Source organism: Brevibacterium zhoupengii, assembly GCF_021117425.1.
Classification (GTDB): domain Bacteria; phylum Actinomycetota; class Actinomycetes; order Actinomycetales; family Brevibacteriaceae; genus Brevibacterium; species Brevibacterium zhoupengii.
This window is the reverse complement of record NZ_CP088298.1, coordinates 3006873-3030862: the sequence shown is the minus strand read 5'-3', so window position 1 is coordinate 3030862 and position 23990 is coordinate 3006873. Positions and strand designations below refer to the sequence as shown.

The window sequence follows — 23990 nt, the reverse complement described above, 5'->3', positions numbered from 1 at the left end:
GTAGAAGTCACAGCATTGGAGGATTCCATGGCATCCGATCGACAAGCTGACTCACTCGCCGAGGCCTTCGCCCAGGTTCCTCGTGAGCTGTTTCTGCCAAAGGAAGAACAACAATTCGCTTCCAGCAATGTGCCGCTGCAGATCGGCGAGGGGCAGACGAACTCGCAGCCGAGCACGGTGGCAGACATGCTCGCACTCCTTGACCCGCAGCCTGGCGACCGTGTGCTCGACCTCGGCTCGGGCTCGGGATGGACGACCGCTCTCCTCGGCGTCCTAGTCGGCTCTCGCGGGCATGTGGCTGGAGTGGAGCGTCACCTTGAACTCATCACACACGCACGGGCGGCACTGGAGCGCCTCGCTCAGGACGATGTCGACTTCGGCAATGTCGAGATCGTCGCTGCGACCTCAGGTGTCCTCGGCCTCCCGGATGCCGGTCCATTCGACCGCATCCTCGTCTCAGCCGGGGCCCAGAGCATGCCAGCTGAACTCATCGCGCAGTTGGAGATCGGTGGGGTCATGGTCATTCCCGTGCAGGGTGAGATGCTCAGGGTCGAGCGCTCCGGATCGGGCGACCGAGACATCACCATCACCCGGCACGGACGCTACCGATTCGTTCCGCTCATCCTCAATTGACCTGGTTCGCGACTGTGCTGGCCGTGCGGCCCACGCCGCGACTGAGCAAGGCTGATCCGAGTCATGCTCAGGGTGCTCTTTGACGAGTTCGGTGCTGACTCAGACGTCACCATCACGCGGCATGGCAGTTATCGCTTTGTACCGCTGATCAGTGGTTGACGCCATCCTTGTGATGCCGGTTGTGTTTTCTGCGTCGGACGAACCAGGCGATGGTGGGAACCAATCCGGCGACGACGAAAGGAACAATCATGTACAGATCATCTTCCCGGTATTGCGGGTTCTTCCATGACCACGGCAGCAGTGGATGCCCGAGCTTCGCTTCGACGACGATGAGCCCACAGATTGCAGAGAAGAATACGACCGGGATCAGCAGGCCTGACAGAGAAGCCTTCTCAACTACGTCGAGGGAGGGAACGTCCAGCCGGGCCCCACGCTTGCGGGCATAGCGCTCAGTTGCGATACGGGGCAGATCGAAAACCGTCACAACGAGGACGAGGACGCCCGCCAACCATAATCCTGAAGCGATGAACAGCAGGCCGATGATCAATGCGGTCCATCTCGTCACTTGATGTCCCCGAGCAATTGCATCGCCGATGATCCGTCGCTCCTCGGATATTGTGACGGGTTCTGTCCCGTTCGTGGAACCGGCTCCAGTTCCGGCTTGAACGTTGAGTTCCAGGGCGCCCTCGGTGCCGGCTTCGGCCGCAGGACCGATTTCTTTCCGCTTCTCCGCGTCCATCGGTGTCCTCCTTGTCGAGTCGAACAGTCAGCTTAGAAACAATATACGTTGTCGTGTCGGCTGGCAGTTGAGGCTCATCAGCCCGGTGAACCGACACCTACCCGGTGCATGGGCCGCGCTGATGTCGGTTGACCGGGCTGATAAGCGACAGGTCGATTGGCCGGGCTGGGATCGTTGAGACCATCACATGCAGAGTATTGCTGTTTGATGGCGTTTGATAGATGATAATGCCATGTACCAAGTCTTTGCGACGACGGATCTGATGCGTCTCGGCTACTCGGACCGCGACATTCGTGCCGCGATCGGGTGCTGTCTCGAGCGTGTTGCGCGCGGTCGCTTCGCTGTCACAGGCATGTGTGCGAATCCTCGGCATGTAAAGATCTGGGCAACTCTCGCAGACGGGGATGCCGAGGAACTCGTGCGACTGGGAGACAAGCGTGATGCCGTCGAGAGGGTGAAGGTGCTGATCCGAGCTCGTGCCGACAAGATCAATAGGAAGACAGCGAAGGGTTCGCATACGACAAGCGATGTCTTCTCTCATCTGTCTGCTGCATTGCTGTGGCAGCTCGAGGTTGTGCAGATTGCGCATTCTCGTGTGGAAGTCATCCGGCCGAATTCCAGTGCGCGGTTCGCTCAGCTGATCGTTCGTAGGCGGGAGCTCGACGCCGTACATGTCGAGTCTCTCGGCGGAATGATGCTGACCTCGAAACCTCGGACGCTCATCGACGTCGCCCGTGATTACGAGCTCGAAGACAGCATCCCGATGCTCGACGATGCTCTGCGGAGACAGCTGGTCTCCAAGGAGGAACTCCGCACTGTAATTGCAACCTGCAAGGAGGCCCGGAACTGCCATCGAGTCGCTGCGGCACTCGCCTTGGCAGACGCCCGGCACGAGTCCCCGGGAGAATCTATCGTCGCAATCCGTCTCCATGAAGTCGGCCTGGACGATATCGAGCCGCAGTTCGAGATCTTTGATGAGAACGGGTTCTTCGTGGCGCGCACCGACTTCATCCATCGGCCGTCGAAGACGATCATCGAGTTCGACGGACGAGCCAAGTACACGCTCAATGGTCGCGACCTTCGCAAGGAGTTCGACCGTGAGCGTGAACGCGAACGGCGTCTGCGTGCACTTGGTTATCACGTAATCCGTGTCTATTGGAAAGACCTGTGGCATCGGCAGGCGTTCGTCGACATCGAAAGGCTCGTGCGGGCACGAACTCCACGGAATATGGCGGGCTGAGCCGCAATCGGTCCGGCCATCAGCTCGGTGAACTGACAGTAGCCAGGTCCATGCGCCTAGCTGGTGTCGGTTCACCGAGCTGATATCGAATGAGGCAGGGTTGGCTGGCCCGCAGCCCTACACCAGCGAGTCCCGCCACGCCTTGTGCAGCTGCGCGAACTTGCCCGCCCCTGAGATCAGCTCATCCGGTGTGCCGTCTTCGATGATCCGACCGGAGTCCATGACGAGAACGCGGTCAGCGATCTCCACAGTCGAGAGCCGGTGGGCGATGATGATCGCGGTGCGTCCCTCGAGCACCGTCGCCAGTGCCTTCTGGACCAGGCGTTCGGACGGGATGTCGAGGTGGGCGGTCGCCTCGTCGAGGACGACGATGTCCGGGTCGGCCAGAAACACGCGGGCAAATGACACGAGCTGACGCTGTCCCGAACTCAGCCGACCGCCGCGCTTCTTCACATCGGTCTCATAGCCCTCTGGCAGTCGCCGGATGTAGGGATCCAAGCCGACGGCCGTGGCCGCGGCGACGACGTCGTCATCACCGGCATCGGGGTTGCCGATCCGGATATTGTCGGCGATCGTGCCCGCGAACAGGAACGACTCCTGGGTGACCATGACCACGCTCTGACGCAGCTCGGCATCGTCGAGGTCACGCAGGTCCACCTCGTCGATGGTGATGCGACCTTCGCTGGGATCGTAGAACCGTGTGACCAGTTTGACCAGGGTCGATTTGCCCGCGCCGGTCGCCCCGACGAGCGCCACGATCTGGCCCGCGGGGATGCGCAGGTCGAACCGGGGGAGGACATCGGGGCCGTCGCCGTAGGAGAAGCGGACATGATTGAGGTCGATCGAGCGGCCGCTGGGTTTGTCAGGCAGGTCCTCCGTCGCCGAGGTGGTGCCCGAGCTCCGGTCGGAACTGTGCACGGGCAACTGTTTGGGACTCGCCGGTGCGACCACCTCGGGGTCGGTGTCGAGGACGGCGGCCATCTTCTCCAGTGCGGCCGAGGCGGACTGGTAGAGATTGAAGGACTGAACCAGTTCATCGAGCGGACCGTAGAAGCGACGCAGATAGAGGATGAACGCCGCGAGCACGCCGATCTGTGTCCAGTCTTCGATGACGAGCCAGGCACCGACGATGATGATCACGGTCTGGGTGACATTGCCGACCAGCCGCGTCCAGCCGGCGAACCAGGCGACTCCGCGCAGAGCATCGGTGTTGGCGTCGCGGTACTGGGTGTCCTCGTCTTTGAGCGTGCCGCGTCGGTCAGGCTGCCGACGGTAGGCCTGCACCGCGCGGATCCCGCCCATGGTCTCAACGAAGTGGACGATGACCTTCGCGATCGAGGTCCGCGTCCGACGGTAGGCGCTGCGCTGCGAAGTGTGCGCGGACTTCGTGATGAAGAAGAGCGGGATGAAGCCGAGAAAGACCACAACGGCCAGAGGCACGTCGAGGACGATGAGCGTCACCGCGATGAACGTCATCTCGAACAGCGCCAGCGCCGTATCGAAGAGCGAGTAGGAGAGGAACTGCTGCACCGACTCCATGTCCGAGGTCTGCCGCGACACCAGCCGGCCCGAGGTCGAGCGCTCGTGATAGCCCAGATCGAGGCGTTGGATGTGCTTGAACAGCCGTTCGCGCAGACTGTAGACGACCTTCTGCGCAGTGATGCCGACCAGCCTCGTCGAGGTGAAGGCGAGCACTGCCGAGGCGATCGCTGAGATGACGAAGGCTGAGACTGCCCGAATCAGAGGCTCCGGATCGCCTTCGACAGCCTTCGGCACACCGTTGTCGAGAGCATCGGCGATGAAGATCGGACCGATGACGAGGAAGAGCGCCGTGAGCACGACGATGACGAGCAGGAAGATCGCCATCGGCAGATGCGGACGGACCAGGGACAGCAGCAGCGCGCGGGCCTTCTTCGCGATGTCCGGTGGAAGCTGCTCGACCTCGTCCTCATTGAGGCGGGGAATGCTCATCGGCTGCCTCCGTCGCTCGCTGCATGCTCGCTCGCTGCGGATGCGCCCATGAGTTCGCGGTACAGCGGGGAGGATCCCAGCAGCTCATCGTGGGTGCCCAGTGCGACGATGCGGCCCTCGTCGAGGACGGCAACAGCATCAGCCAGCGCCGAGGTGGACGGGCGGTGGGCGATGATCAGCGTCGTCGAATCGGGCAGGATCTCCCGCAGCGACCGTTGCACCCGATCCTCCGTATCGACGTCGACTGCGGAGAGTGGGTCATCGAGGACGAGGATGCGGGGAGCGCCGATCACAGCGCGGGCCAGTGCCAGCCGCTGTCGCTGCCCACCGGACAGCGAGAGTCCCTGCTCGCCGACCTGGGTGTCCAAGCCCTCCGGCAGTCGTTCGACGAAGTCCTTCGCGGCCGTGATCTCCAGGGCCTGCCAGATGTCGGCATCATCGACCCCGGTTGCTCCCATGCTCACGTTTTCGGCCACCGAGGTGGAGAACAGGATGGGGTCTTCGAAGGACACGGAGACGAGGTTGCGCACCTCGTTGACGGGCAGATCGCGAATATCGGTGCCATCGATCCGCACCGATCCGCCGGTGACGTCCTGCAGTCGCGGGACCAGAGAAGCCAGGGTCGTCTTGCCCGAGCCCGTGGCTCCGACGATGGCCAGGGTCTGGCCCGGAGCGATGTGGAGGTTGAGTTTCTTCAGGGTCTCGCGGTCGGTGTCGGCGAAATGGAAGTCGACGTCCTCGAAATCGAGTTCGCCCTGATAGCGACGCACATCTGGGGCATCGGCGATCTGGCCGTCGGAGTCGGTGATGTCGTGCCTGATGTCAATGACCTCCCAGTACCTGGCCGCGGCTGTCAAGGCCATGAGGGCATCTGCGAGGAGGAAGCCGAGCATCTCGATGGGCATCCGCATCACCATGGAGATGGTCACTCCCGCAACCACGGTGCCGATCGTCGTCCACCCCTGCACGACGCCCCACGTGCCGACGGCCACGATGGCTGCCTGGGCAAGCGTGGGCAGGAGGATGAGCACGCTCCAGAACCAGGAGTCGAGCTTCGCCTTGCGCACCTCGAGACCCTGGAACTTCCGCGACAGCAGGGAGAAGCGCTGCGCGGCCCAGGGCGAGCGGCCGAAGGATTTGAGGATCCGGATCCCCTGAATCGACTCCTCAACCTCGGTGGTGATCTCACCGACCGTGTCCTGGGAGCGTCGAGAGGCCTCGCGGTACCTCTTCTCGAAGACCGTCACCGTGGCAATCGTCGGTACGGCCATGATCAGCATGATGAGTCCGAAGACCGGTTGGAGGAAGGTGAGGATGATGGTGCCGATGATGATGATCAGCGGAGTGGTCACGAGGAAGGGGATACCGAAGGCGAAGAACCGGCGCAGCTGGGACAGGTCATTGATCGCGCGCGAGAGCAGCTGCCCGGACTCCCACGAGTCGTGGATGGCCACCGAGGTGTACTGCAGTCGGTCGAAGAGACGTGAACGCCAGGTGATCTCCCACTGGGCGACGACCGGGGCAACGAGCATGCGCCGTGCCCACAGCGCCACCGCCTCGGCGATGCCGATGAGAAGGACGCCGAGCACGGGCAGCCACAGGCCCGACAGATCACGGTGGGCGATGGGGCCGTCGATGATGTGACCGGTGATCAGGGGGATGATCAGCTGGATGCCGTTGGCCAGGAGTGTGAGCACGAGTACTGCGATGTACACGCCGATTCGAGAGCGCAGATCGGGCCAGAAACGTAAGAGGGGACGCACCTTCAAGAGCCTAGTCGGAGCGCGTGTCGGAGTCTATGGTTCGCGCAATCGGGCTTTCCTTCTTCCCTGTGGTGCAGCCGCGGGTACGTTTGCAGGGTCTCATCCTTCAGTCCACAAATGTCCCATTCTGCGAGACGATCCATTGCGACGTTTGACACCCTTATCGCCGGAGGTGAACTATTGAGCCATGACTCACCTTCTTGTCGTCGTTATTACCCAGCGCGCGGATCTTCCGTAGCCTGTCAACACGACATGTTCCGCGCGCCCCTACCGAAACCGGAGGGGCTTTTTTCATGCGGAGACAAGATGGATCACTAGGAAGGATACGAAACGATGGCAGCCACGCCCTCGGCCCAGTCAGCGGGAACTGGCACCGCGCCCAGCGCAGCCCCGGTCACCGCGACCCCGTCAAGCATTCGACGCAACTCGACCCCAGAGGTCCTCACCGGAGCGCAGGCAATCGTCCGCAGCCTCGAGCTCCTCGAGGTCGAGACGGTCTTCGGCCTTCCCGGCGGCACCATCCTTCCGACCTACGACCCCCTGTTCGAGACCGACAAGATCCGCCACATCCTCGTTCGCCACGAGCAGGGTGCCGGACACGCGGCCGAAGGCTATGCCGCCGCCTCGGGCAAGCTGGGCGTGTGCATCGCAACCTCGGGCCCGGGAGCAACCAACCTCATCACGGCGCTCGCCGACGCCCATATGGACTCCGTGCCCGTCCTGGCCATCACCGGCCAGCAGAGCTCGAAGCTGCTGGGCACCGATGCCTTCCAGGAAGCCGACATCGTGGGAATGACGATGCCTGTGACCAAGCACAGCTTCCTCGTCACCAAGGCCGAGGACATCCCCTCGGCGATTCTCAATGCCCACCACATCGCGACCACCGGCCGGCCGGGCCCGGTCCTCGTCGACGTCACCAAGGACGCACAGACGGGCACCGCGCCCTTCGTCTGGCCCGGTGAGCCGCAGCTGCCCGGCTACCGTCCCATCCTCAAGCCGCATGCGAAGCAGATTCGCGAGGCCGTCCGGCTCATCTCGGAGGCCCAGCGCCCCGTGTTCTACATCGGCGGCGGAGTCATCCGTTCGCAGGCCGACAAGGAACTGCTCAAACTCGCCGAGGCGACCAACATTCCCGTGGCCACCACTCTGATGGCCCGCGGCGCGTTCCCCGACTCGCACCAGCTCCACCTCGGAATGCCGGGAATGCACGGCAGTGTGCCCGCCGTGACCGCCTTCCAGAAGGCCGACCTCCTCATCACCATCGGTGCCAGATTCGATGACCGAGTCACCGGCAACCTCGACTCCTTCGCACCGAACGCGCAGGTCATCCACGCCGACATCGACCCGGCGGAGATCGGGAAGAACCGTGACGTCGACGTCGCCATCGTCGGAGACGCCCGCGAGGTACTTGCGGAGATGCTCAGCGAACTGCGCAGCAAGTTCCCCAAGGCGCTCGAACGTCAGCGCGAACCCTGGTGGCGCTTCCTCAACCGTCTCAAGACGACCTACCCGCTGGGCTACTCCACTCAGGACGAACTCTGCGATCCCCAGTATGTGATCTCGCGGATCTCGGCGCTGACCGGACCCGAGGCCGTCTACGCCGCCGGCGTGGGTCAGCACCAGATGTGGGCCGCCCAGTTCGTCGAGTTCGAACGCCCCAAGTCCTGGCTGAACTCCGGGGGCCTGGGCACCATGGGCTACTCGGTGCCTGCCGCGATGGGCGCGAAGGTCGCCGAACCCGACCGTGTCGTGTGGGCCATCGACGGAGACGGATGCTTCCAGATGACCAACCAGGAGCTCGCGACCTGCGCGCTCAACGACATCCCGATCAAGGTTGCGATCATCAACAACTCGTCTTTGGGCATGGTTCGCCAGTGGCAGACCCTGTTCTATGACGGCCGGTACTCCAACACCGATCTCAACACCGGACATGAGACGATCCGGATCCCCGACTTCGTCAAACTCGCCGAGGCCTACGGCTGCCTGGCCCTGCGCGTAGACAGCAATGACGATGTCGATGCTGCGATCAAGACGGCGCTGGAGACCAGTGACCGTCCCGTCGTCCTCGACTTCACGGTCCCGCCGGATGCCATGGTGTGGCCGATGGTCGCCGCCGGTGTATCCAACGATGAGATCGAATACGCCCGCGGTATTCGCCCCGAGTTCGACGGCGAAGGCGACGAGCAGGCTGAGAGCCAGATCGCAGAAGCCGGTACCGAAGAAGACGGCACAGTTCGCTCCGTGGCACAGATCGAAGGAGGCCTGGAATGAACAACCGGCACACACTCTCAGTCCTGGTCGAGAACAAGCCGGGCGTGCTGACCCGCTTCACCGGCCTCATCGCCCGCCGCGGCTTCAACATCCACAGCCTCGCCGTCGGTGTCACCGAACACGATGAGCTCTCGCGCATCACGGTCGTCGTCGACGTCAAGGACGTGCCGCTGGAGCAGGTGACAAAGCAGCTCAACAAGCTGGTCAACGTCATCAAGATCGTCGAACTCGAACCAGCGACCTCTGTGCGGCGGGCCCACATCATCTACAAGGTCAAGGCCAACGCCACCACCCGCCCGCAGGTTGCGGCGGCCGTGGAGATGTTCCGCGCCAAGATCGTCGACGTGGGACCCGACTCCGTCAGCGTCGAGGCCACCGGAGAACTGGGCAAGGTCGAGGCCCTGCGCGAGGTCCTCGAACCCTTCGGGATCAAAGAGATCGTCCAATCGGGCACCGTGGCCATCGGGCGCGGCTCGAAGTCGATCACCGACCGCGCCCTGCGCAGCTGAAGCCTGGCGATGCTGCGCACCTGAACCCTGCGCGGCTGAGGCCTTCTCGTTCCACTTCGTGGAACGTCAACCATCTCAATAAGTGAACAGCAGTACCGAACTGTGAAACAATGGGGGAGTACCCCAAACCTCTGAAGGAGCAAGAGAACTATGGCAGCAGAACGCTATTACGACGACAATGCAGACTTGTCCGTCATCCAGGGCACGAAGGTTGCCGTCGTCGGCTACGGCAGCCAGGGACACGCACACGCACTGAGCCTGCGCGATTCCGGCGTCGAGGTCCGCATCGGCCTCAAGGAAGGCTCCGCCAGCCGCGACAAAGCGGCAGCAGAGGGCCTCGAAGTCGGCACCCCGGCCGAGGTCTCCGAGTGGGCCGACCTCGTCGTGATCCTCGCCCCGGACCAGGTCCAGGCTGAGATCTACAACGCTGAGATCGCCCCGAACCTCAAGCCCGGCAATGCGCTGCTCTTCGCTCACGGCTTCAACATCCGCTTCGACTACATCCAGCCTCCCGAGGGCGTCGACGTCATCATGGTCGCACCCAAGGGACCGGGCCACGTTGTGCGTCGCGAGTACGTCGACGGTCGCGGCGTCCCCGTGCTCGTCGCCGTCGAAGCCGACGCTTCAGGCAAGGCCTGGGACCTCGTCCTGTCCTACGCCAAGGGCATCGGCGGACTGCGCGCCGGCGGCATCAAGACCACCTTCACCGAGGAGACCGAGTCGGATCTCTTCGGCGAGCAGACCGTTCTCTGCGGTGGCACCTCCCACCTGGTGCAGTACGGCTTCGAGGTCCTCACCGAGGCCGGCTACCAGCCGGAGATCGCCTACTTCGAGGTCCTCCACGAGCTCAAGCTCATCGTCGACCTCATGGTCGAGGGCGGAATCGCCAAGCAGCGCTGGTCGATCTCCGACACCGCTGAGTACGGCGACTACGTCTCCGGTCCTCGCGTCATCACCCCTGACGTGAAGAAGAACATGGAAGCCGTCCTCGCCGACATCCAGAACGGCAAGTTCGCCGAGCGCTTCATGAACGACCAGAAGAACGGTGCGGCTGAGTTCAAGGAGCTGCGTTCGAAGGAAGAGACGCACCCGATCGAGACCACCGGCCGCGAACTGCGCAAGATGTTCGCATGGCTCAAGGACTCCGATGACGACTACACCGAGGGCACTGCCGCTCGCTGATCGTCTTACCTCGATGCCCCGGAAGCCGCTTGGCCTCCGGGGCATCGTCGTATCTGCGCCCGGTGCGAGGCGACTATTTCCGCTCATGCATGAGTCGCATCTGCGGTGATGTGAATTACTCTTGGGATCGTGACGAACTACAGATTCGAAAACTTCAAGCCAGCCTTCGACGAGTCGACCGGAGCCCCTGATGAGCGCACTCAGGGCTACTTCGCGTCGACGAGCGTGGGATTCCATGACGCACGGTCGACCGATGATGCGCTGAAGAATCGCGTCGAGCGAGCCATCGCCGACGGGCGGAATCTCACCGCCGTCTACGCGAAGCAGGAATACGAGCACGCTCTCGACGCCAGCGTCCCCGTGGCGACGTTTGCGTGGTTCGAGAAGCTGGTCAACGTGGGCGGCGGACGTCTGGTGCCCGGCCACCTGATCACCTGGGTGACGGTGCGGCCCACCCATCGCCGACGTGGCCTGCTGCGCTCGCTGATGACGACCGACCTCGCCGAGGCGAAGGCCGCCGGATACCCCTTCGCCGCACTCACAGCGACCGAAGGCGGAATCTACTCCCGCTTCGGATTCGGGGTTGCGACCTGGGCACACTCCATCGAGGTCGACACCTCACCGGGGTTCAAGATGGTCCACGAACCCGACCGCCGGGTCGAGATGTGCCTGCCCAGCGAACTGCGCGAGCTGGCACCGAAGATCTACGGAGAGTTCATGCGCACCTCACCCGGTGCCATGGAACGCCAGCAGACCTACATCGAGCGCGCCACCGGAGACCTGAACACGGACACCGGCGAGGCCGATCGTGGTGTGCGTGCCGCCCTGCACTTCGACGAGCAGGGTGAAGCCGACGGCTACGTGTCCTATAAGTTCGCCGGCTGGTCGAAGAATCCGCCGACGATCGAACTCATCGACTTCGTCGCGGTCACCGATGCCGCCTACGCCTCGCTGTGGTCATTCCTGGCCGCCATCGACCTGACGACGAGGGTGACCTTCGGAGAGTCTGCCGAGGACTCACCGCTGCCGTGGCTGCTCACCGACTCCCGCCGAGTCCGGACCGTGTCCACAGAGGACAACATCTGGATGCGGATCCTCGACGTCAAAGCCGCCCTTGAGGCTCGTCCCTGGTATGTGCCGGGCACACTGGTCCTCGAGATCGACGACTCCCTCGATCTGGCTGGTGGTCGCTACACGATCACCTCGGACGGAGAGAACGCCGTCGTCGAGACCGCCCCCGATTCGACCCCTGCCGACCTGAGTCTCGGCATCGCAGAACTCGGGTCCCTCTACTTCGGTGGCGCCGATCCGGTGATCCTCGCCCGCGCAGGACGCATCGACGAAAATGTGCCGGGTGCGGCCGTGCGCGCGAGTTCGATGTTCAACCTGGGCCGGATGCCGTATTCGCCCAACGGGTTCTGAGGCACTCGCCTGAGTGACACGGCTGATGCACTCGCCTGAGTGAGTCGAGACTCACTTCCCATAATTTGAGACTTTGTGAATGCATTCACAAAGTCTCATAAGATGGACGCGTCCCGGACGCAACAGGAGGAACTCAGTGCCCAAGCCCATCGTGCTCATCGCCGAAAATCTGTCACCGGCAACCATCGATGCCCTCGGAGGAGACTTCGAGATCCGTCACACCGAAGGTGCTGACCGCTCCCAGCTCCTCAACGACATCGTCGATGTCGACGCGATCCTCGTCCGCTCCGCGACCCAGGTCGACGCCGAGGCAATCACCGCGGCGAAGAAGCTCCAGGTCATCGCCCGTGCCGGCGTCGGACTCGACAATGTCGACGTCCCAGCTGCCACCTCGGCGGGCGTCATGGTCGTCAACGCTCCGACCTCGAACATCATCTCCGCGGCCGAGCTCACCATGGCACACATTCTGGCCTCCGCACGCTACTTCGGCGCCGGCAACACCTCGCTCAAGGCGGGGGAGTGGAAGCGCTCGAAGTACACCGGCGTGGAACTCTACGAGAAGACTCTGGGCATCGTGGGACTCGGCCGCATCGGCGGCCTCGTCGCCGAGCGTGCCAAGGCCTTCGGCATGCGACTGGTCGGCTATGACCCCTACATCACGCAGGCACGCGCCGCGCAGATGGGCGTCGAGGTCGTCGACCTGCCCGGACTGCTGGCCGTGTCCGACTTCGTGACCGTCCACATGCCCAAGACGCCTGAGACGATCGGCATGATCAGCACCGAGGAATTCAAGGCCGCCAAGTCCGGCGCCCGGTTCATCAACGTCGCCCGCGGCGGCATCATCGACGAGGACGCCCTCGCCGAGGCTGTCGCAGCAGGTGAGGTCGGCGGTGCAGGCATCGACGTGTGGAGCACGGAACCACCCGAGCACTCGGCGCTCATGGACCTCGACGCCGTCAACGTCACGCCCCACCTCGGCGCATCGACAGCTGAAGCACAGGAGAAGGCCGGCGTGGCCGTGGCCAAGTCCGTGCGCAAGGCACTCGCCGGTGAACTCGTCCCCGACGCTGTCAACGTCGCCGGAGGAGCCATCCACGAGGACGTACGCCCGGGCATTCCCCTGGCCGAACGGCTGGGCCGCGTGGTCAACTCGTTGGCCAACTCCTCGGTGACCCACTTCAAGGTCGAGGTCAACGGCGAGATCGCTGACAAGGACGTGTCCGTTCTCAAGCTCTCCGCTCTCAAGGGTCTGTTCAAGGACGTCGTGTCCGATCAGGTCTCCTACGTCAATGCACCGCTCCTGGCCGAGGAGCGCGGAATCGGCGTCGAACTCGTCACCGATCCCTACTGCGAATCCTTCCGCAATGTCACGCGGCTGACCGCGACGACGAGCGAAGGGCAGCGGATCTCCGTCTCGGGCACCGTGACCGGACCGAAGCTCGTGCAGAAGCTCACCGAGGTCAACGGCTTCGACCTCGAGATCGAACTCACCGACAACCTGCTCATCTTCCGCTACGAAGATCGCCCCGGAATCATCGGGCAGCTGGGCCAGGCACTGGGTGCCAACGAGATCAACATCGCCGGCATGCAGGTCTCACCTTCGGCAACCGACAACGATGCGCTCTCGGTTCTCGCCGTCGACTCGGCGGTCTCCGAGGAAGTCGTCAAGGCCGTGGCCGGAGCCGTCAATGCCTCCGCCTTCAGCGGAGTCTCACTGAGCGAGGACTGACCTCCACCGTCACCGGAAACGGCAGATCGAACGGGACCCGTTCACCTCTCATGACGAGGTGAGCGGGTCCTCATCGTCAGCGAGGTCCAGAGTGCGTCGGCGAGCACCGCAGCTGAGATGCCGATGAGGGCACCGGCGATCGTGTCGGAGAGCCAGTGCACCTGCAGTGCGGTCCGCGACCACATCATCAGCAGGATCCAGGCAGCGGCAAGGAGCATCGACCAGTGGAACCGCAGGACGACGGGCTCGAGTGGGGGAGTGATCTCGGTCGGAGCCGACTCGACCTCGTTCGTGCTCTCCGGCGGCAGTGCCAATGGGGCGACTGCGCCCACCTCGGCCAGGCGCAGCATATGCGCCCGTGAGGCGATGAAGGCCAGTCCCAGGGCCAGGGCGGCAGCACCCATGGAATGGCCCGACGGGTACGAATAGCCCAGGGAATCGTAGAGCTGCTCACTGGGACGGACTCGGGTCACCACGGCCTTGAGCAGCTCGGACAGAGCAATTCCCAGGAGCATGGTGGTCACGAGGACGCCAGCGGAACGGAACTGTCGCAGGAGGACGAAGACCGCACCCAGCACTCCCGTGCAGATCACGACACCCGTGCCCCCACCCACCTCGGCGAGGGTGACCGCTATCCAGTACGGGACGGTGTCGGGATCGAGTCCGACGAGGTTGAGCCAGTCCTGGTCGACCGTTGTAGGGCCGGAGACATTGCCTCTCAGCCACAGCCCGAAGGCCATGACCAGGAGAATCGCAGGCAGGGTCGACCAGAGGATCCACGAAGGCTGACGGACCGACACGTCCGAGGACTCAGGCGTTCCAGAGACCGTAGGTCGATGCCAGAGATGCGATCTTCTTTGCGCGTGCCAGGCGGGGGAGGTACGAACCGTCCGTGATCTCGGATCCGCCCTCAGCGGCTTCGAGGAGCTGTCGAGCCCAATCGCGCTCATCCTCGCTCGGGCTCATCGATTCGTTGAGCGCTACGACTTGATCGACGTTGAGCACGAGCTTTCCGGTCATGCCCATCATGTGGGTCACCTCGGCGTCGTTGCGGACCTGCTCATCGCTGGCGGTCGCCGCGGATGGGCCGTCGATCGCGCCGGGCAGCCCGCCCATGCGCGAGGCGATGGTCAGGCGCGAGCGAGCGTAGGCCAGCGCCATCGGGTCACCGGAGAAGCCGGTGTCCTTGCGGAAGTCGTTCGTTCCGAAGGCCAGGCGGAAGGTGCCGGGTGCCTCGGCGATCTTGGTTGCGTTCTCCACGCCCATGGCGGATTCGAGCAGGGCGATGACCGGCAGTCCCGCCTTCGCACGCATCGCGGTGTAGGAGACCTGTTCGGGGCGTTCGGTCTCCGGCAGCATCACGCCGCGCAGTCCGGGCAGCATGGCGATGGCGGCGAGGTCGTCATCCCAGAATTCCGAGTCCATCTTGTTGATGCGCACCCAGGCGGACATGCCGCCTTCCAGGGCACGCACGACGTTGTCACGGGCGGCGATCTTCTTGTCGTCGGAGACCGAGGCCTCAAGGTCGAAGATGACGGAATCCGATTCGGAGATCTGCGCCTCGGTGAAGATCTCCTCTTTGGCGGCGTTGACCAGCAGCCAGGATCGGGAGAGCTTGGCGGGGAGGGCGGCGGCTCGGGCGTTGCGGATCGTCTCTGTCAATGATCGACTTTCTCTGGGGTTTGTTTCGCTGGGGTTGTTCCTCCCATCTTCGGCGTTCGGGACGGGAAATTGTAGTCGGGAACGAAGTTTGAGACATGAAATTGTGGATGACGGGATTTGCTGGCACCGAGCGCCCAAAGCTGTCCGAATAGTAGGACAACCTAGTTGCATGGTGAGATGAGTTCTAACCTGAGACCATGAAGTTTTCAATTGCGGTCATGCCCGGCGACGGAATCGGCAACGAGGTCGTCCCCGAAGGTCTCAAGGTGCTCAAACGTGCGATCGAGGTGTCCGGAGAGCCGGTCGAACTCGATCTCACAGACTACGATGTCGGCGCCAGCCGCTGGCACGAGACCGGCGAGACGATCACCGACGAAGAGCTCGAATCACTGCGCAAGCACGATGCCATCTTCTTCGGTGCCTGCGGTGATCCGAGCGTGCCCTCGGGCGTGCTCGAACGCGGTGTGATCCTCAAGATGCGCTTCGGGCTGAGCCACGCAGTCAACCTGCGCCCCTCGAAGCTCTTCTCCGGTGTCACGAGCCCGCTGGCGAACCCGGGTGAGATCGACTTCGTCGTCGTCCGCGAGGGCACCGAAGGCTCCTACACCGGCATGGGCGGCTCCGTCCGGACGGACACCCCCTATGAGGTCGCCACCGAGGTCTCGGTCAATACCTGGTACGGCGTGGAGCGGGCAGTCCGCGACGCCTTCGAGCGCGCGCAGGCCCGCAACAAGAAGCTCACCTACGTGCACAAGCACAACGTCATGGTCCACGCCGGTCACCTGTGGCGTCGCGTCGTAGAGAAGGTCGGCGCCGAATACCCCGAGGTGACGTTCAACTACGAGCACACCGATGCGTGCACCATCTACATGGTCACCGACCCGAGTCGCTACGACGTGATCGTCACCGACAACCTCTTCGGTGACATCCTCACCGACCTCGCGGCCGCGGTCACCGGCGGCATCGGCCTGGCTGCCTCGGGCAATCTCAATGTCGAAGGCACAGCACCGAGCCTGTTCGAGCCGATTCACGGCTCCGCGCCGGACATCGCCGGGCAGCAGATCGCCGACCCGACCGCGTCGATCCTCTCCGGTGCGCTCATGGCCTCACACCTGGGGCTCGACGTCGTCGCGAAGTCGATTGAGACAGCTGTCGAAGCCGATCTGGCCGATCGGGACGGAACCAAGCGCTCCACCGCCGAGGTGGGCGACGCGATCGCGGCTCGCCTGGGCTGAGCTTCCTGTCTGGTTTCACCCGCTGCTGCGGCCTGGATCACCATCACCCCGGTGCGACGCGCACCGGGGTGATGGACTACCCTGACAGTGTCACTCATCACAAATGAGAAAAGAGTTCTTATGACTAAGTTTGCCGTTCTCAAAAACATCCAGCCGCAACCCGAGCTGGTGCGCGAGAACATCAAGAAGGACCCCGGATTCGGGTTGTACTTCACCGACCACATGGCCCACGTCCGCTACACCCTGGACGATGGCTGGCACGCACACCAGGTGCAGCCATACGCGTCGTTGCAGCTCGATCCTGCGGCGGCTGTGTTCCACTATGCGCAGGAGATCTTCGAAGGTCTCAAGGCCTACCGCCACGCTGACGGTTCGGTCTGGACCTTCCGTCCCGATCGGAATGCCGCTCGCATCAACAAGTCCGCCGAACGGCTTGCACTGCCGCAGCTGCCGGAAGAGGACTTCATCGAGTCGCTCAAGGCCCTCGTCGCCCTCGATCAGCAGTGGGTCCCGACTCCCGAATCCGAGGCCGACGAGTCGAGCCTCTACCTGCGTCCGTTCATGATCGCCACCGAGCGCTTCCTCGGTGTGCGCTCCAGTCATGAAGTGGACTACTACGTCATCTCCTGCCCGGCCGGGCCCTACTTCTCCGGCGGCATCGAGCCCGTCTCGATCTGGCTATCGCAGAACTTCAACCGTGCAGGTGCCGGCGGCACTGGATTCGCCAAGTGCGGCGGAAACTACGCCAGCTCACTGGCCGCGCAGAACGAAGCCGCAGCTCAGGGGTGCCAGCAGGTGCTGTTCACCGATGCTGCAGAGGGCAAGTACATCGACGAGCTCGGCGGCATGAACCTCATGCTCGTGACCAAGGATGGTCGTCTGGTCACTCCGGAACTCGGCGATTCGATCCTCGATGGTGTGACCCGCCGTTCGCTGCTCGATCTCGCCCCTCAGCTGGGTCTCGAGCCCGAAGAGCGGAAGGTCACCATCGATGAATGGCGCGAGGGCGCTGCCAACGGCGACATCGTCGAGGCCTTCGCCTGTGGCACCGCCGCGGTCGTCACACCGATCGGTCGGGTCGTCAGCAACGACTTCACCATCGATCACGGCGCTGAGCCGGGTGCGAAGACCATGGAGTTCCGCAAGACGCTGCTCGACATCCAGTACGGCCGGACCGAGGACAAGAACAACTGGATGGTTCGCCTGGCCTGAGGTCTGATATTTGGGCGCTGAAGGCTGCGTTGGCTCGAGCACTGAGGCGTGCGCGGCGGTTCAGTTTGCCCCGCGTTGAGAGGGTCGGGTGCTGCGATTTCGATCGCGGCACCCGACCCTCTTCGTGTGCCATGACAGTCTCAGGCATGTGCCATGACAGTCTCAGGAGTTTCGACCTGGGGCTCGGCGCGCCTGGTCCAATAGGCGTACTTCATCTAGACATGTTCCACCGGGCGGCACGGAGCGCTTAGACGAGTCGCGGGCAATTTTACTCACAAATGAGTTAAAGAGGTATTGTGGCCTCGTGTCTACTGCAACCTCGGCGACAACGCCGACCGCCTCCGAAGTCGTCGCCAACCTTCCCTGGCGATGGAGAACCCAAGGTGCCATCTTCATCATCGGCGGCTTGGGATTCATGTTCGACGCCTGGGACGTCGCCCTCAATGGGTTCCTCATCCCGCTGCTCAGCGACTATTGGAGCCTGAGTGTCGGCCAAGCCGCCTGGATCGCCACTGCCAACCTCATCGGCATGGCCTTGGGCGCCTTCATCTGGGGCGGCATCGCCGATGTGATCGGCCGGAAGAAGGCATTCACCCTCACTCTGCTGGTGTTCTCAGTCTTCACCGTCGCAGGTGCATTCTCTCCGGCATTCAGCTGGTTCATCCTCTTCCGATTCCTCGCCGGATTCGGGCTCGGCGGTTGCATCCCCGTCGACTACGCCCTCGTCGGCGAATTCACCCCCAAAAAGCACAGAGGCCGAGTTCTCACCGCGATGGACGGGTGGTGGCCCATCGGCGCCTCACTGTGCGCCTTCGTCTCCGCATGGTTGCTGGGAGTGGGGGATTGGCGACTGATCATGCTCGTCATGATCGTGCCCGCGCTGCTGACCGTTGCCGTGCGTTTCGGAATTCCCGAATCACCTCTCTACCTAGCCTCTGTCGGACGCTACAAAGAGGCCGATGCGATCATCGCCCGACTCGTTGAGCGCACCGGCGCCGAGGTGACGACCTGGACCCATGATGTCCCCGCAACAGCCGCGAGCCAGACCAGTGCTGCGGCTCAGGCAATTCCGAACGCTCCGTCCCAGCCCGGCAAGATCACCAACGTCAATGCACAGCTACGCGCTGCCACCGGCCAACTGGTACAGCTATGGCAGTACTCTGCCAAGACGACTCTCGTCTCCTGGGCCCTGTTCGTCTCCGTTCTCCTGGTCTACTACGCAGCATTGACATGGCTGCCGGGGATCCTGAAGAAACAGGGCCTGGGTGACCAGGCAGCATTCATGGTCACCGGTTCGATGACCGCAGTGGGAATCCTCGGTGTCATCGTCTCGGCGCTGATCGTCGAGAGAGTCGGTCGTAAGTGGGTGCTCGGCACCACGTCAATTGTCTCCGCGCTCCTGCTCGTCGGCGCTGCAGTGTTCATCGAGGCTTCCGGCTCGGAGCTGACATTCGCCGCCAAGGCCAGCATCATCGGGTTCGGCTTCGTCGTGCAGATTGCGATTCCCACCCTCTACACATACGTCTCAGAGCTGTACCCAACTCGCCTGCGAGGATCGGGATTCGGTTGGGCATCGGCGGCATCGCGCATCGCGACCGGTATCGCACCTCTTGTCTTCGGTGCCTTCATGTGGCCGGTTCTCGGCCTGACACTGACGTTCATCCTCACAGGTGTGCTCGTGGTTGTGGCAGTGGTGCTGATGGCCCTGCTCGCCAGAGAGACCACAGGCGAAGCGCTCGGCTGAGGCTCCCGTCGCTCGGTTCCACCTCTGACCTGGGATGATACACGACCAAAATCTCATGTCAGTGCCGACCGCTACCGTGTTCTTATGGAGGCAGAGCCGGTTTCAGATGTGATCGCCGAGATTCATCGGTGGCGCGAGAAGCTGTCTGATCTGCCCCCAGCACGGACCGAGCACGAAGCGATCGATCGGATCACTGCCCTGGAAGAACTGGTGTCAGTGAGCGCAGCGGCGCAGGCCAGAGAAACCCTGACCTTCGATATGCACCGTCGGAATCGCGAGGCCGAAGACGGAGTGCCGAGCCGCAAACAGGGCAGAGGCCTGGGCGCCGAGATCGGATTGGCTCGGAAGGTGTCTCGAGCCCGAGGCAGCAAACTGCTCGGCTTCTCTCGCTCACTGCTGATGGACCTGCCCAAAACCTATGCCGCGTTGAAGGCCGGAGTCATCTCGGAAGAGAAGGCACGCGTCGTCGCGAAGGAAACCGACTGGCTCCCCAGGGACAAAAGACACCAGGTCGATGAGCGGATGTCCGATCGTCTCTCCGAGGTCGGCGTCGGTCGATTGGGCAATGAAGTCCGAGCCTTTGCCCAGCAACTCGACCAAAAGGCTGCCGTCGAGCACCTCGACAGGTGTGTGGAAGAGCGTGCCGTCACCGTGCGCCCAGCACCAGGAAACATGGCGTATCTGACGGCGCTCCTGCCCCTGTCGCAGGCAGTGGCGGCGTACACCAACCTCGCGAAGTCCGCGCAGTCGATCGTCGGAATAGGACAGGCCGAAGGAAGATCTCAGAGCCAGATCATGGCCGACCTCCTGGTCGAGAGAACCACAGGGCAAGATAACGCAGAAGCCATTCCCACCGAAGTTCACGTCGTGATGAATGAGAACAGCCTCTTCTCCCCAGGCGACACCCCGGCATGGTTTCCCGGCTTCGGCCCGGTCCCCGCGAAGACGGCACGTGATTTCATCGCCGAGAACGAAGCTGCGACGTTCATCCGACGGCTGTATACCCGACCATCCGATGGGCAACTGGTCCGGATGGATTCGAAGCGGCGTGAGTTCTCTGGTCTGCTTCGGCGTATGGTGGTCATCCGTGATGATGTCTGTCGCTCACCTTGGTGCGATGCCAAGATCAAGCATGCCGACCACGCGCAGTCGTACTCCGGCGGCGGTGAGACCAGCTGGGACAACGCCTCAGGTCTCTGCGCAGCATGTAACTTTCTCAAAGAGGTGCCAGGCGGCACGAGGCCACGGCAGAAGAGCTGGTCGTACGAACTCCCACCGGACATCGCTACCGGATCGGCACCAGACCGATTGGAAAACCGACGGCAAACTCCCGAGAAGGTCCCCGTTCCAAGCTCAGAGACGAACAGGCCTCCGATCCGGCCAACGATTCGAATCTCTTCTCTGTGAAACTCCCACCAATGCGAAAAGTGAAAGCGCCGAGACTTGCAGCGCCGTTCGCATCGCTGAACGTGGATGTTTGGGAATGTTATGAGGAGCCCCCAAGCACGATGGAAGTGTGCCTCGATCGACAGCTCGCCGATTTTGTCTCCACGGCATGACGCCCTCAACCAGTCGCCAGAGCCAGCCACCTGAACCGGGTGCCAAAATCAGCCGTCAGCTCTTCAATCCACTGGCGAGAATTCTCCCTGAATTCAACTGATCGCCTGCCGACGTCGTTAGGGTGAGAGCATGGATGAACATGCCGAGCGTGAAGTGCTCGGAACCTCACCTGCAGAGCTCGACGTTGAGCTCGTGTGGGGAGTGCCGGGCGGTCTGGGGCAGAGCTGGGCCCCCGTAGGTTCGGCAGCCGGAATCCCGGGGGTACTCCCGCCTCCGTCTGAGGTCGAGGAACTCTACGCTGCTGCGGCAGCCGAGCCGCCCCTGAACGAAGATCCGAAGCATGCTGCACTGTTCGGCAGTCTCTACGATCTCTCGGTCCGAAATGGCCAGGTCCTCGTCGCCGCAGCACGTTCCGAGGGTCGCCTGAGATCAATCGCCTACGGCCATTTCTGGTCCTGGGCCGAACAGGACTACGACTGGGCGCATGAACTCCGCTCCACCCTCGGGGATAACGCCGCGACAATCGAATGGTCGTTCGCGCTCAACCTGTTGGCACGTGACCCTCATCTGCAGCAATCCGGACTCGGACGAGCCACTCTGCAGGCCTGGTTGGCCGGCATCAGAGGATACAGCTGCTGGCTCCAGACCACCGACATCGACAGTCCCGCCCGCCGACTCTACGAAAGCCTCGGATTCTACGACCTCGGCCACGGACCCCAAGCACCCAACGGCCAACCGGGACTGATCATGTTCCGACCACCGGTCTGAACTGAACCGCCTGCTGTGCGGGCACCCGAGTTCGGCGGTGCTCAACGATCACTAGGATGGTGGCATGCGCAGAGAAGCTTCGGCAGATGACCAGACGAACGAGAACTCCACCGCGGCAATGCAGCCGCATGACGCTGCCCCAATGCCACACGATGAGAACCTGTGGCTCGAAGACATCCACGGGGCGGAGCAGATTGCGTGGGTGAAGGAACAGAACGCGACCACCCTCGCCCGCTTCCATGATGATCTCTTCGACTCCATCGCCGGCGATATTCAGACCGCGTTGGACTCCGAGGGCAAGATCCCGATGGTGGCCAAACGAGGCGATCACTACTTCAACTTCTGGCGCGACTCCACGAACCCCAAAGGCGTATGGCGACAGACCACCTGGGACAGCTATGTCTCCGATTCCACGGAATGGGAAGTCCTCATCGACATCGACGCACTCGGCATCGCCGAGGACACACCCTGGGTCTGGGCCGGAGCCTCGGTACGTCGCTCGGACAACTCTCGTGCTCTCGTGTCTTTGTCTCCCGATGGTGGGGACGCACACCGGGTGCGCGAATTCGATCTGGTGACCAAATCCTTCGTTGCAGGCGGCTTCGACCTGCCGTCGGCGAAGACTCGCTTCGCCTGGCTCGACGACGACACGATCATCGTCGCCACCGATACCGGTGAGGACTCTCTCACCACCTCGTCCTATCCGCGTCAGGCACGAGTTCTCACACGTGGCCAGGCCATCACAGATGCGCCAATCGTCGCCGAGGTGCCGCGCGACCATGTCGCCATCTTCGTCGGCAGCGACGTGGGAGCAGCAGATCCTGATTCCACCGACCGGGCATTCGTCATCGACGCGATCGACTTCTTCAACACGAGGATGAGCTTCATCGACGTCGACGATGTCAGAGACGAATCCGGGTCGATCTCAGCCTCCGCCTTGGCGTGGGAGAACAAACGTCACGTCGTGGATATCCCGACCGATGTGGAGGTCGGATTCGAGCGAGACTTCGTTCTCTTCCGTCCCCAGTCTCAGTGGGATCATGAGGGTCTCACGGTCGCGGCCGGAGGCCTGGCTGTTGCCGATATCGCCGAGGTGAAGGCCGGGAAAATCTCCCCAACCGTCATCTTCACCCCAGATGAGCGCACCGCACTGCAGTCGTGGACATGGACACGGGACTACCTCGTCCTCGAACTGCTCTCCGACGTTCAATCGCAGTTGGTCGTTCTTGACCCGAACGACGGCTTCTCCTCGTCTCGACTGCCCGGCGTCCCGGCCAATCACATGGTTGGTCTCGGGGCCGTCGACAAGCGTGATGATGCGACTGCCAACGACTATTGGTTGGTGAGCACGGGTTTCCTCACCCCGTCGACCCTGTCGTACGGGAGTCTGAAGGCCTCAGGAGATACCGAGAGCTCTGGCAGCACCAGCAGCTCGACCACACCAGAAGTCATCAAATCGGCGCCAGCACTGTTTCCCAGCGAAGGGTTCCGCGTCGAACAGCACTTCGCCACCAGCGACGATGGAACGAAGGTCCCCTACTTCCAGATCGGCGACAGCGGCCTGGAACTCGACGGGTCGAATCCGACCCTGCTGGACGGATACGGCGGTTTCGAAGTCAGCCGGACACCGGTCTACTCTCCGGTCATGGGCATCGGCTGGTTGGGGCGCACGGCTGGAACCGAAGCCTCGGTTCCAGCAGGACGGCGCGGGGTCTATGTCCTCGCCAACATCCGCGGCGGTGGAGAATACGGGCCAGGGTGGCACACCTCGGCGATGCGGGAGAACCGGATGCGGGCTTACGAGGACTACGCCGCGGTTGCCCGGGACCTCATCGCACGCGGAGTGACGAGTCCGTCGAGCTTGGCCTGTGCTGGCGGATCGAACGGAGGACTGCTGGTGGGGAACATGCTCACCCAGTATCCCGAGCTCTTCGGCGCGATTTCGTGCGGAGTGCCTCTTCTGGACATGCGCCGCTACACCAAACTGAGCGCCGGCTATTCGTGGAAGGCCGAATACGGTGACCCGGATGTGGCCGAGGACTGGGCGTTCATCCAGAAGTTCTCGCCCTACCATCTGCTCGAAGACGGTACGGACTATCCGCCGGTGCTGTTCTGGACAGCGACCTCGGATGATCGTGTGGGGCCAGTCCAGGCACGCAAGATGGCTGCCCGAATGCAGGATCGCGGCATCGCTGACGTGTGGTTCTTCGAAGACACCGAAGGCGGACACTCGGCGGCATCGGACAACAAGCAGGCGGCCTTCACCCGGGCCCTGAGCTACCGGTTCCTGTGGAACTCACTGACCGGCGAGTGAGCAAGTTCATAGCTACGAAGACTGCCCCGAGAGTAG

The 23990-nt window shown here is 62.9% G+C and carries 18 protein-coding genes; 13 read left to right on the top strand and 5 right to left on the bottom strand.

The genetic code is table 11. The features are described from left to right. The first annotated feature begins 27 nt into the window (after positions 1-27). A complete protein-coding gene (locus LQ788_RS13760; protein ID WP_231441865.1) occupies positions 28-633 on the top strand; it encodes a protein-L-isoaspartate O-methyltransferase family protein in 606 nt (201 codons plus the stop codon). Positions 634-781: 148 nt separating this feature from the next. Here LQ788_RS13760 and LQ788_RS13755 read toward each other — a convergent pair whose 3' ends face one another. Next, complete coding sequence (locus LQ788_RS13755) at positions 782-1372, bottom strand: hypothetical protein (protein ID WP_231441864.1); 591 nt, start codon at positions 1370-1372, stop codon at positions 782-784. A 232-nt stretch (positions 1373-1604) separates the two neighbouring features. On the opposite strand from LQ788_RS13755, the gene LQ788_RS13750 reads away from it, so the two are divergent. Beyond that, complete coding sequence (locus LQ788_RS13750) at positions 1605-2612, top strand: hypothetical protein (RefSeq protein WP_231441862.1); 1008 nt, start codon at positions 1605-1607, stop codon at positions 2610-2612. 117 nt (positions 2613-2729) lie between these two features. Here the strand turns inward: LQ788_RS13750 and LQ788_RS13745 are convergent, their stop codons facing one another. Further along, positions 2730-4583 (bottom strand): ABC transporter ATP-binding protein, encoded by a 1854-nt coding sequence (locus LQ788_RS13745; RefSeq protein ID WP_231441859.1) that lies wholly within the window; start codon positions 4581-4583, stop codon positions 2730-2732. After that, a complete protein-coding gene (locus tag LQ788_RS13740; protein WP_317207044.1) occupies positions 4580-6346 on the bottom strand; it encodes an ABC transporter ATP-binding protein in 1767 nt (588 codons plus the stop codon). The genes LQ788_RS13745 and LQ788_RS13740 overlap by 4 nt, the downstream gene beginning before the upstream one ends. A 333-nt stretch (positions 6347-6679) precedes the next feature. Between LQ788_RS13740 and LQ788_RS13735 the strand changes: the two genes are divergently transcribed. From LQ788_RS13735 to serA, 5 genes are all read left to right on the top strand, one after another. Further along, a complete protein-coding gene (locus LQ788_RS13735; protein WP_231441855.1) occupies positions 6680-8617 on the top strand; it encodes an acetolactate synthase large subunit in 1938 nt (645 codons plus the stop codon). Beyond that, the gene (gene ilvN / locus LQ788_RS13730; protein WP_096178825.1) at positions 8614-9126 is read left to right on the top strand and encodes an acetolactate synthase small subunit; all 513 of its coding nucleotides are present in this window, start codon (positions 8614-8616) and stop codon (positions 9124-9126) included. The genes LQ788_RS13735 and ilvN overlap by 4 nt, the downstream gene beginning before the upstream one ends. A gap of 150 nt (positions 9127-9276) precedes the next feature. Next, positions 9277-10308 (top strand): ketol-acid reductoisomerase, encoded by a 1032-nt coding sequence (ilvC, locus tag LQ788_RS13725; protein ID WP_069600489.1) that lies wholly within the window; start codon positions 9277-9279, stop codon positions 10306-10308. A 129-nt stretch (positions 10309-10437) separates the two neighbouring features. Further along, entirely contained in the window at positions 10438-11730 is a 1293-nt protein-coding gene (locus tag LQ788_RS13720) for a GNAT family N-acetyltransferase (protein WP_231441853.1), read from the top strand. Positions 11731-11866: 136 nt separating this feature from the next. After that, entirely contained in the window at positions 11867-13459 is a 1593-nt protein-coding gene (gene serA, locus LQ788_RS13715) for a phosphoglycerate dehydrogenase (RefSeq protein WP_231441852.1), read from the top strand. 41 nt (positions 13460-13500) lie between these two features. On the opposite strand, the gene LQ788_RS13710 is transcribed toward serA, so the two are convergent. After that, positions 13501-14259 carry a phosphatase PAP2 family protein gene (locus LQ788_RS13710; protein WP_231441850.1) on the bottom strand — a complete coding sequence of 253 codons (759 nt, stop codon included), beginning with the start codon at positions 14257-14259 and terminating at the stop codon, positions 13501-13503. A 10-nt stretch (positions 14260-14269) separates the two neighbouring features. Continuing rightward, positions 14270-15121, bottom strand: a complete 852-nt coding sequence (locus LQ788_RS13705) for an HpcH/HpaI aldolase/citrate lyase family protein (protein WP_231441848.1) — start codon at positions 15119-15121, stop codon at positions 14270-14272. A 197-nt stretch (positions 15122-15318) separates the two neighbouring features. Here LQ788_RS13705 and LQ788_RS13700 point away from each other — a divergent pair, with 197 nt between their 5' ends. The 6 genes from LQ788_RS13700 to LQ788_RS13675 all read left to right on the top strand — a co-directional run bounded on the left by LQ788_RS13700 (position 15319) and on the right by LQ788_RS13675 (position 23954). Then, positions 15319-16356 carry a 3-isopropylmalate dehydrogenase gene (locus LQ788_RS13700; protein WP_231441846.1) on the top strand — a complete coding sequence of 346 codons (1038 nt, stop codon included), beginning with the start codon at positions 15319-15321 and terminating at the stop codon, positions 16354-16356. A 120-nt stretch (positions 16357-16476) separates the two neighbouring features. Next, entirely contained in the window at positions 16477-17568 is a 1092-nt protein-coding gene (locus tag LQ788_RS13695; RefSeq protein ID WP_231441844.1) for a branched-chain amino acid aminotransferase, read from the top strand. Between the two features lie 304 nt (positions 17569-17872). Further along, complete coding sequence (locus LQ788_RS13690) at positions 17873-19312, top strand: MFS transporter (RefSeq protein WP_231441842.1); 1440 nt, start codon at positions 17873-17875, stop codon at positions 19310-19312. 84 nt (positions 19313-19396) lie between these two features. After that, entirely contained in the window at positions 19397-20719 is a 1323-nt protein-coding gene (locus LQ788_RS13685; protein ID WP_231441840.1) for an HNH endonuclease, read from the top strand. A 282-nt stretch (positions 20720-21001) separates the two neighbouring features. After that, complete coding sequence (locus LQ788_RS13680) at positions 21002-21640, top strand: GNAT family N-acetyltransferase (protein WP_231441838.1); 639 nt, start codon at positions 21002-21004, stop codon at positions 21638-21640. A gap of 64 nt (positions 21641-21704) precedes the next feature. After that, a complete protein-coding gene (locus LQ788_RS13675; protein ID WP_231441836.1) occupies positions 21705-23954 on the top strand; it encodes a prolyl oligopeptidase family serine peptidase in 2250 nt (749 codons plus the stop codon). Positions 23955-23990: the final 36 nt, after the last annotated feature.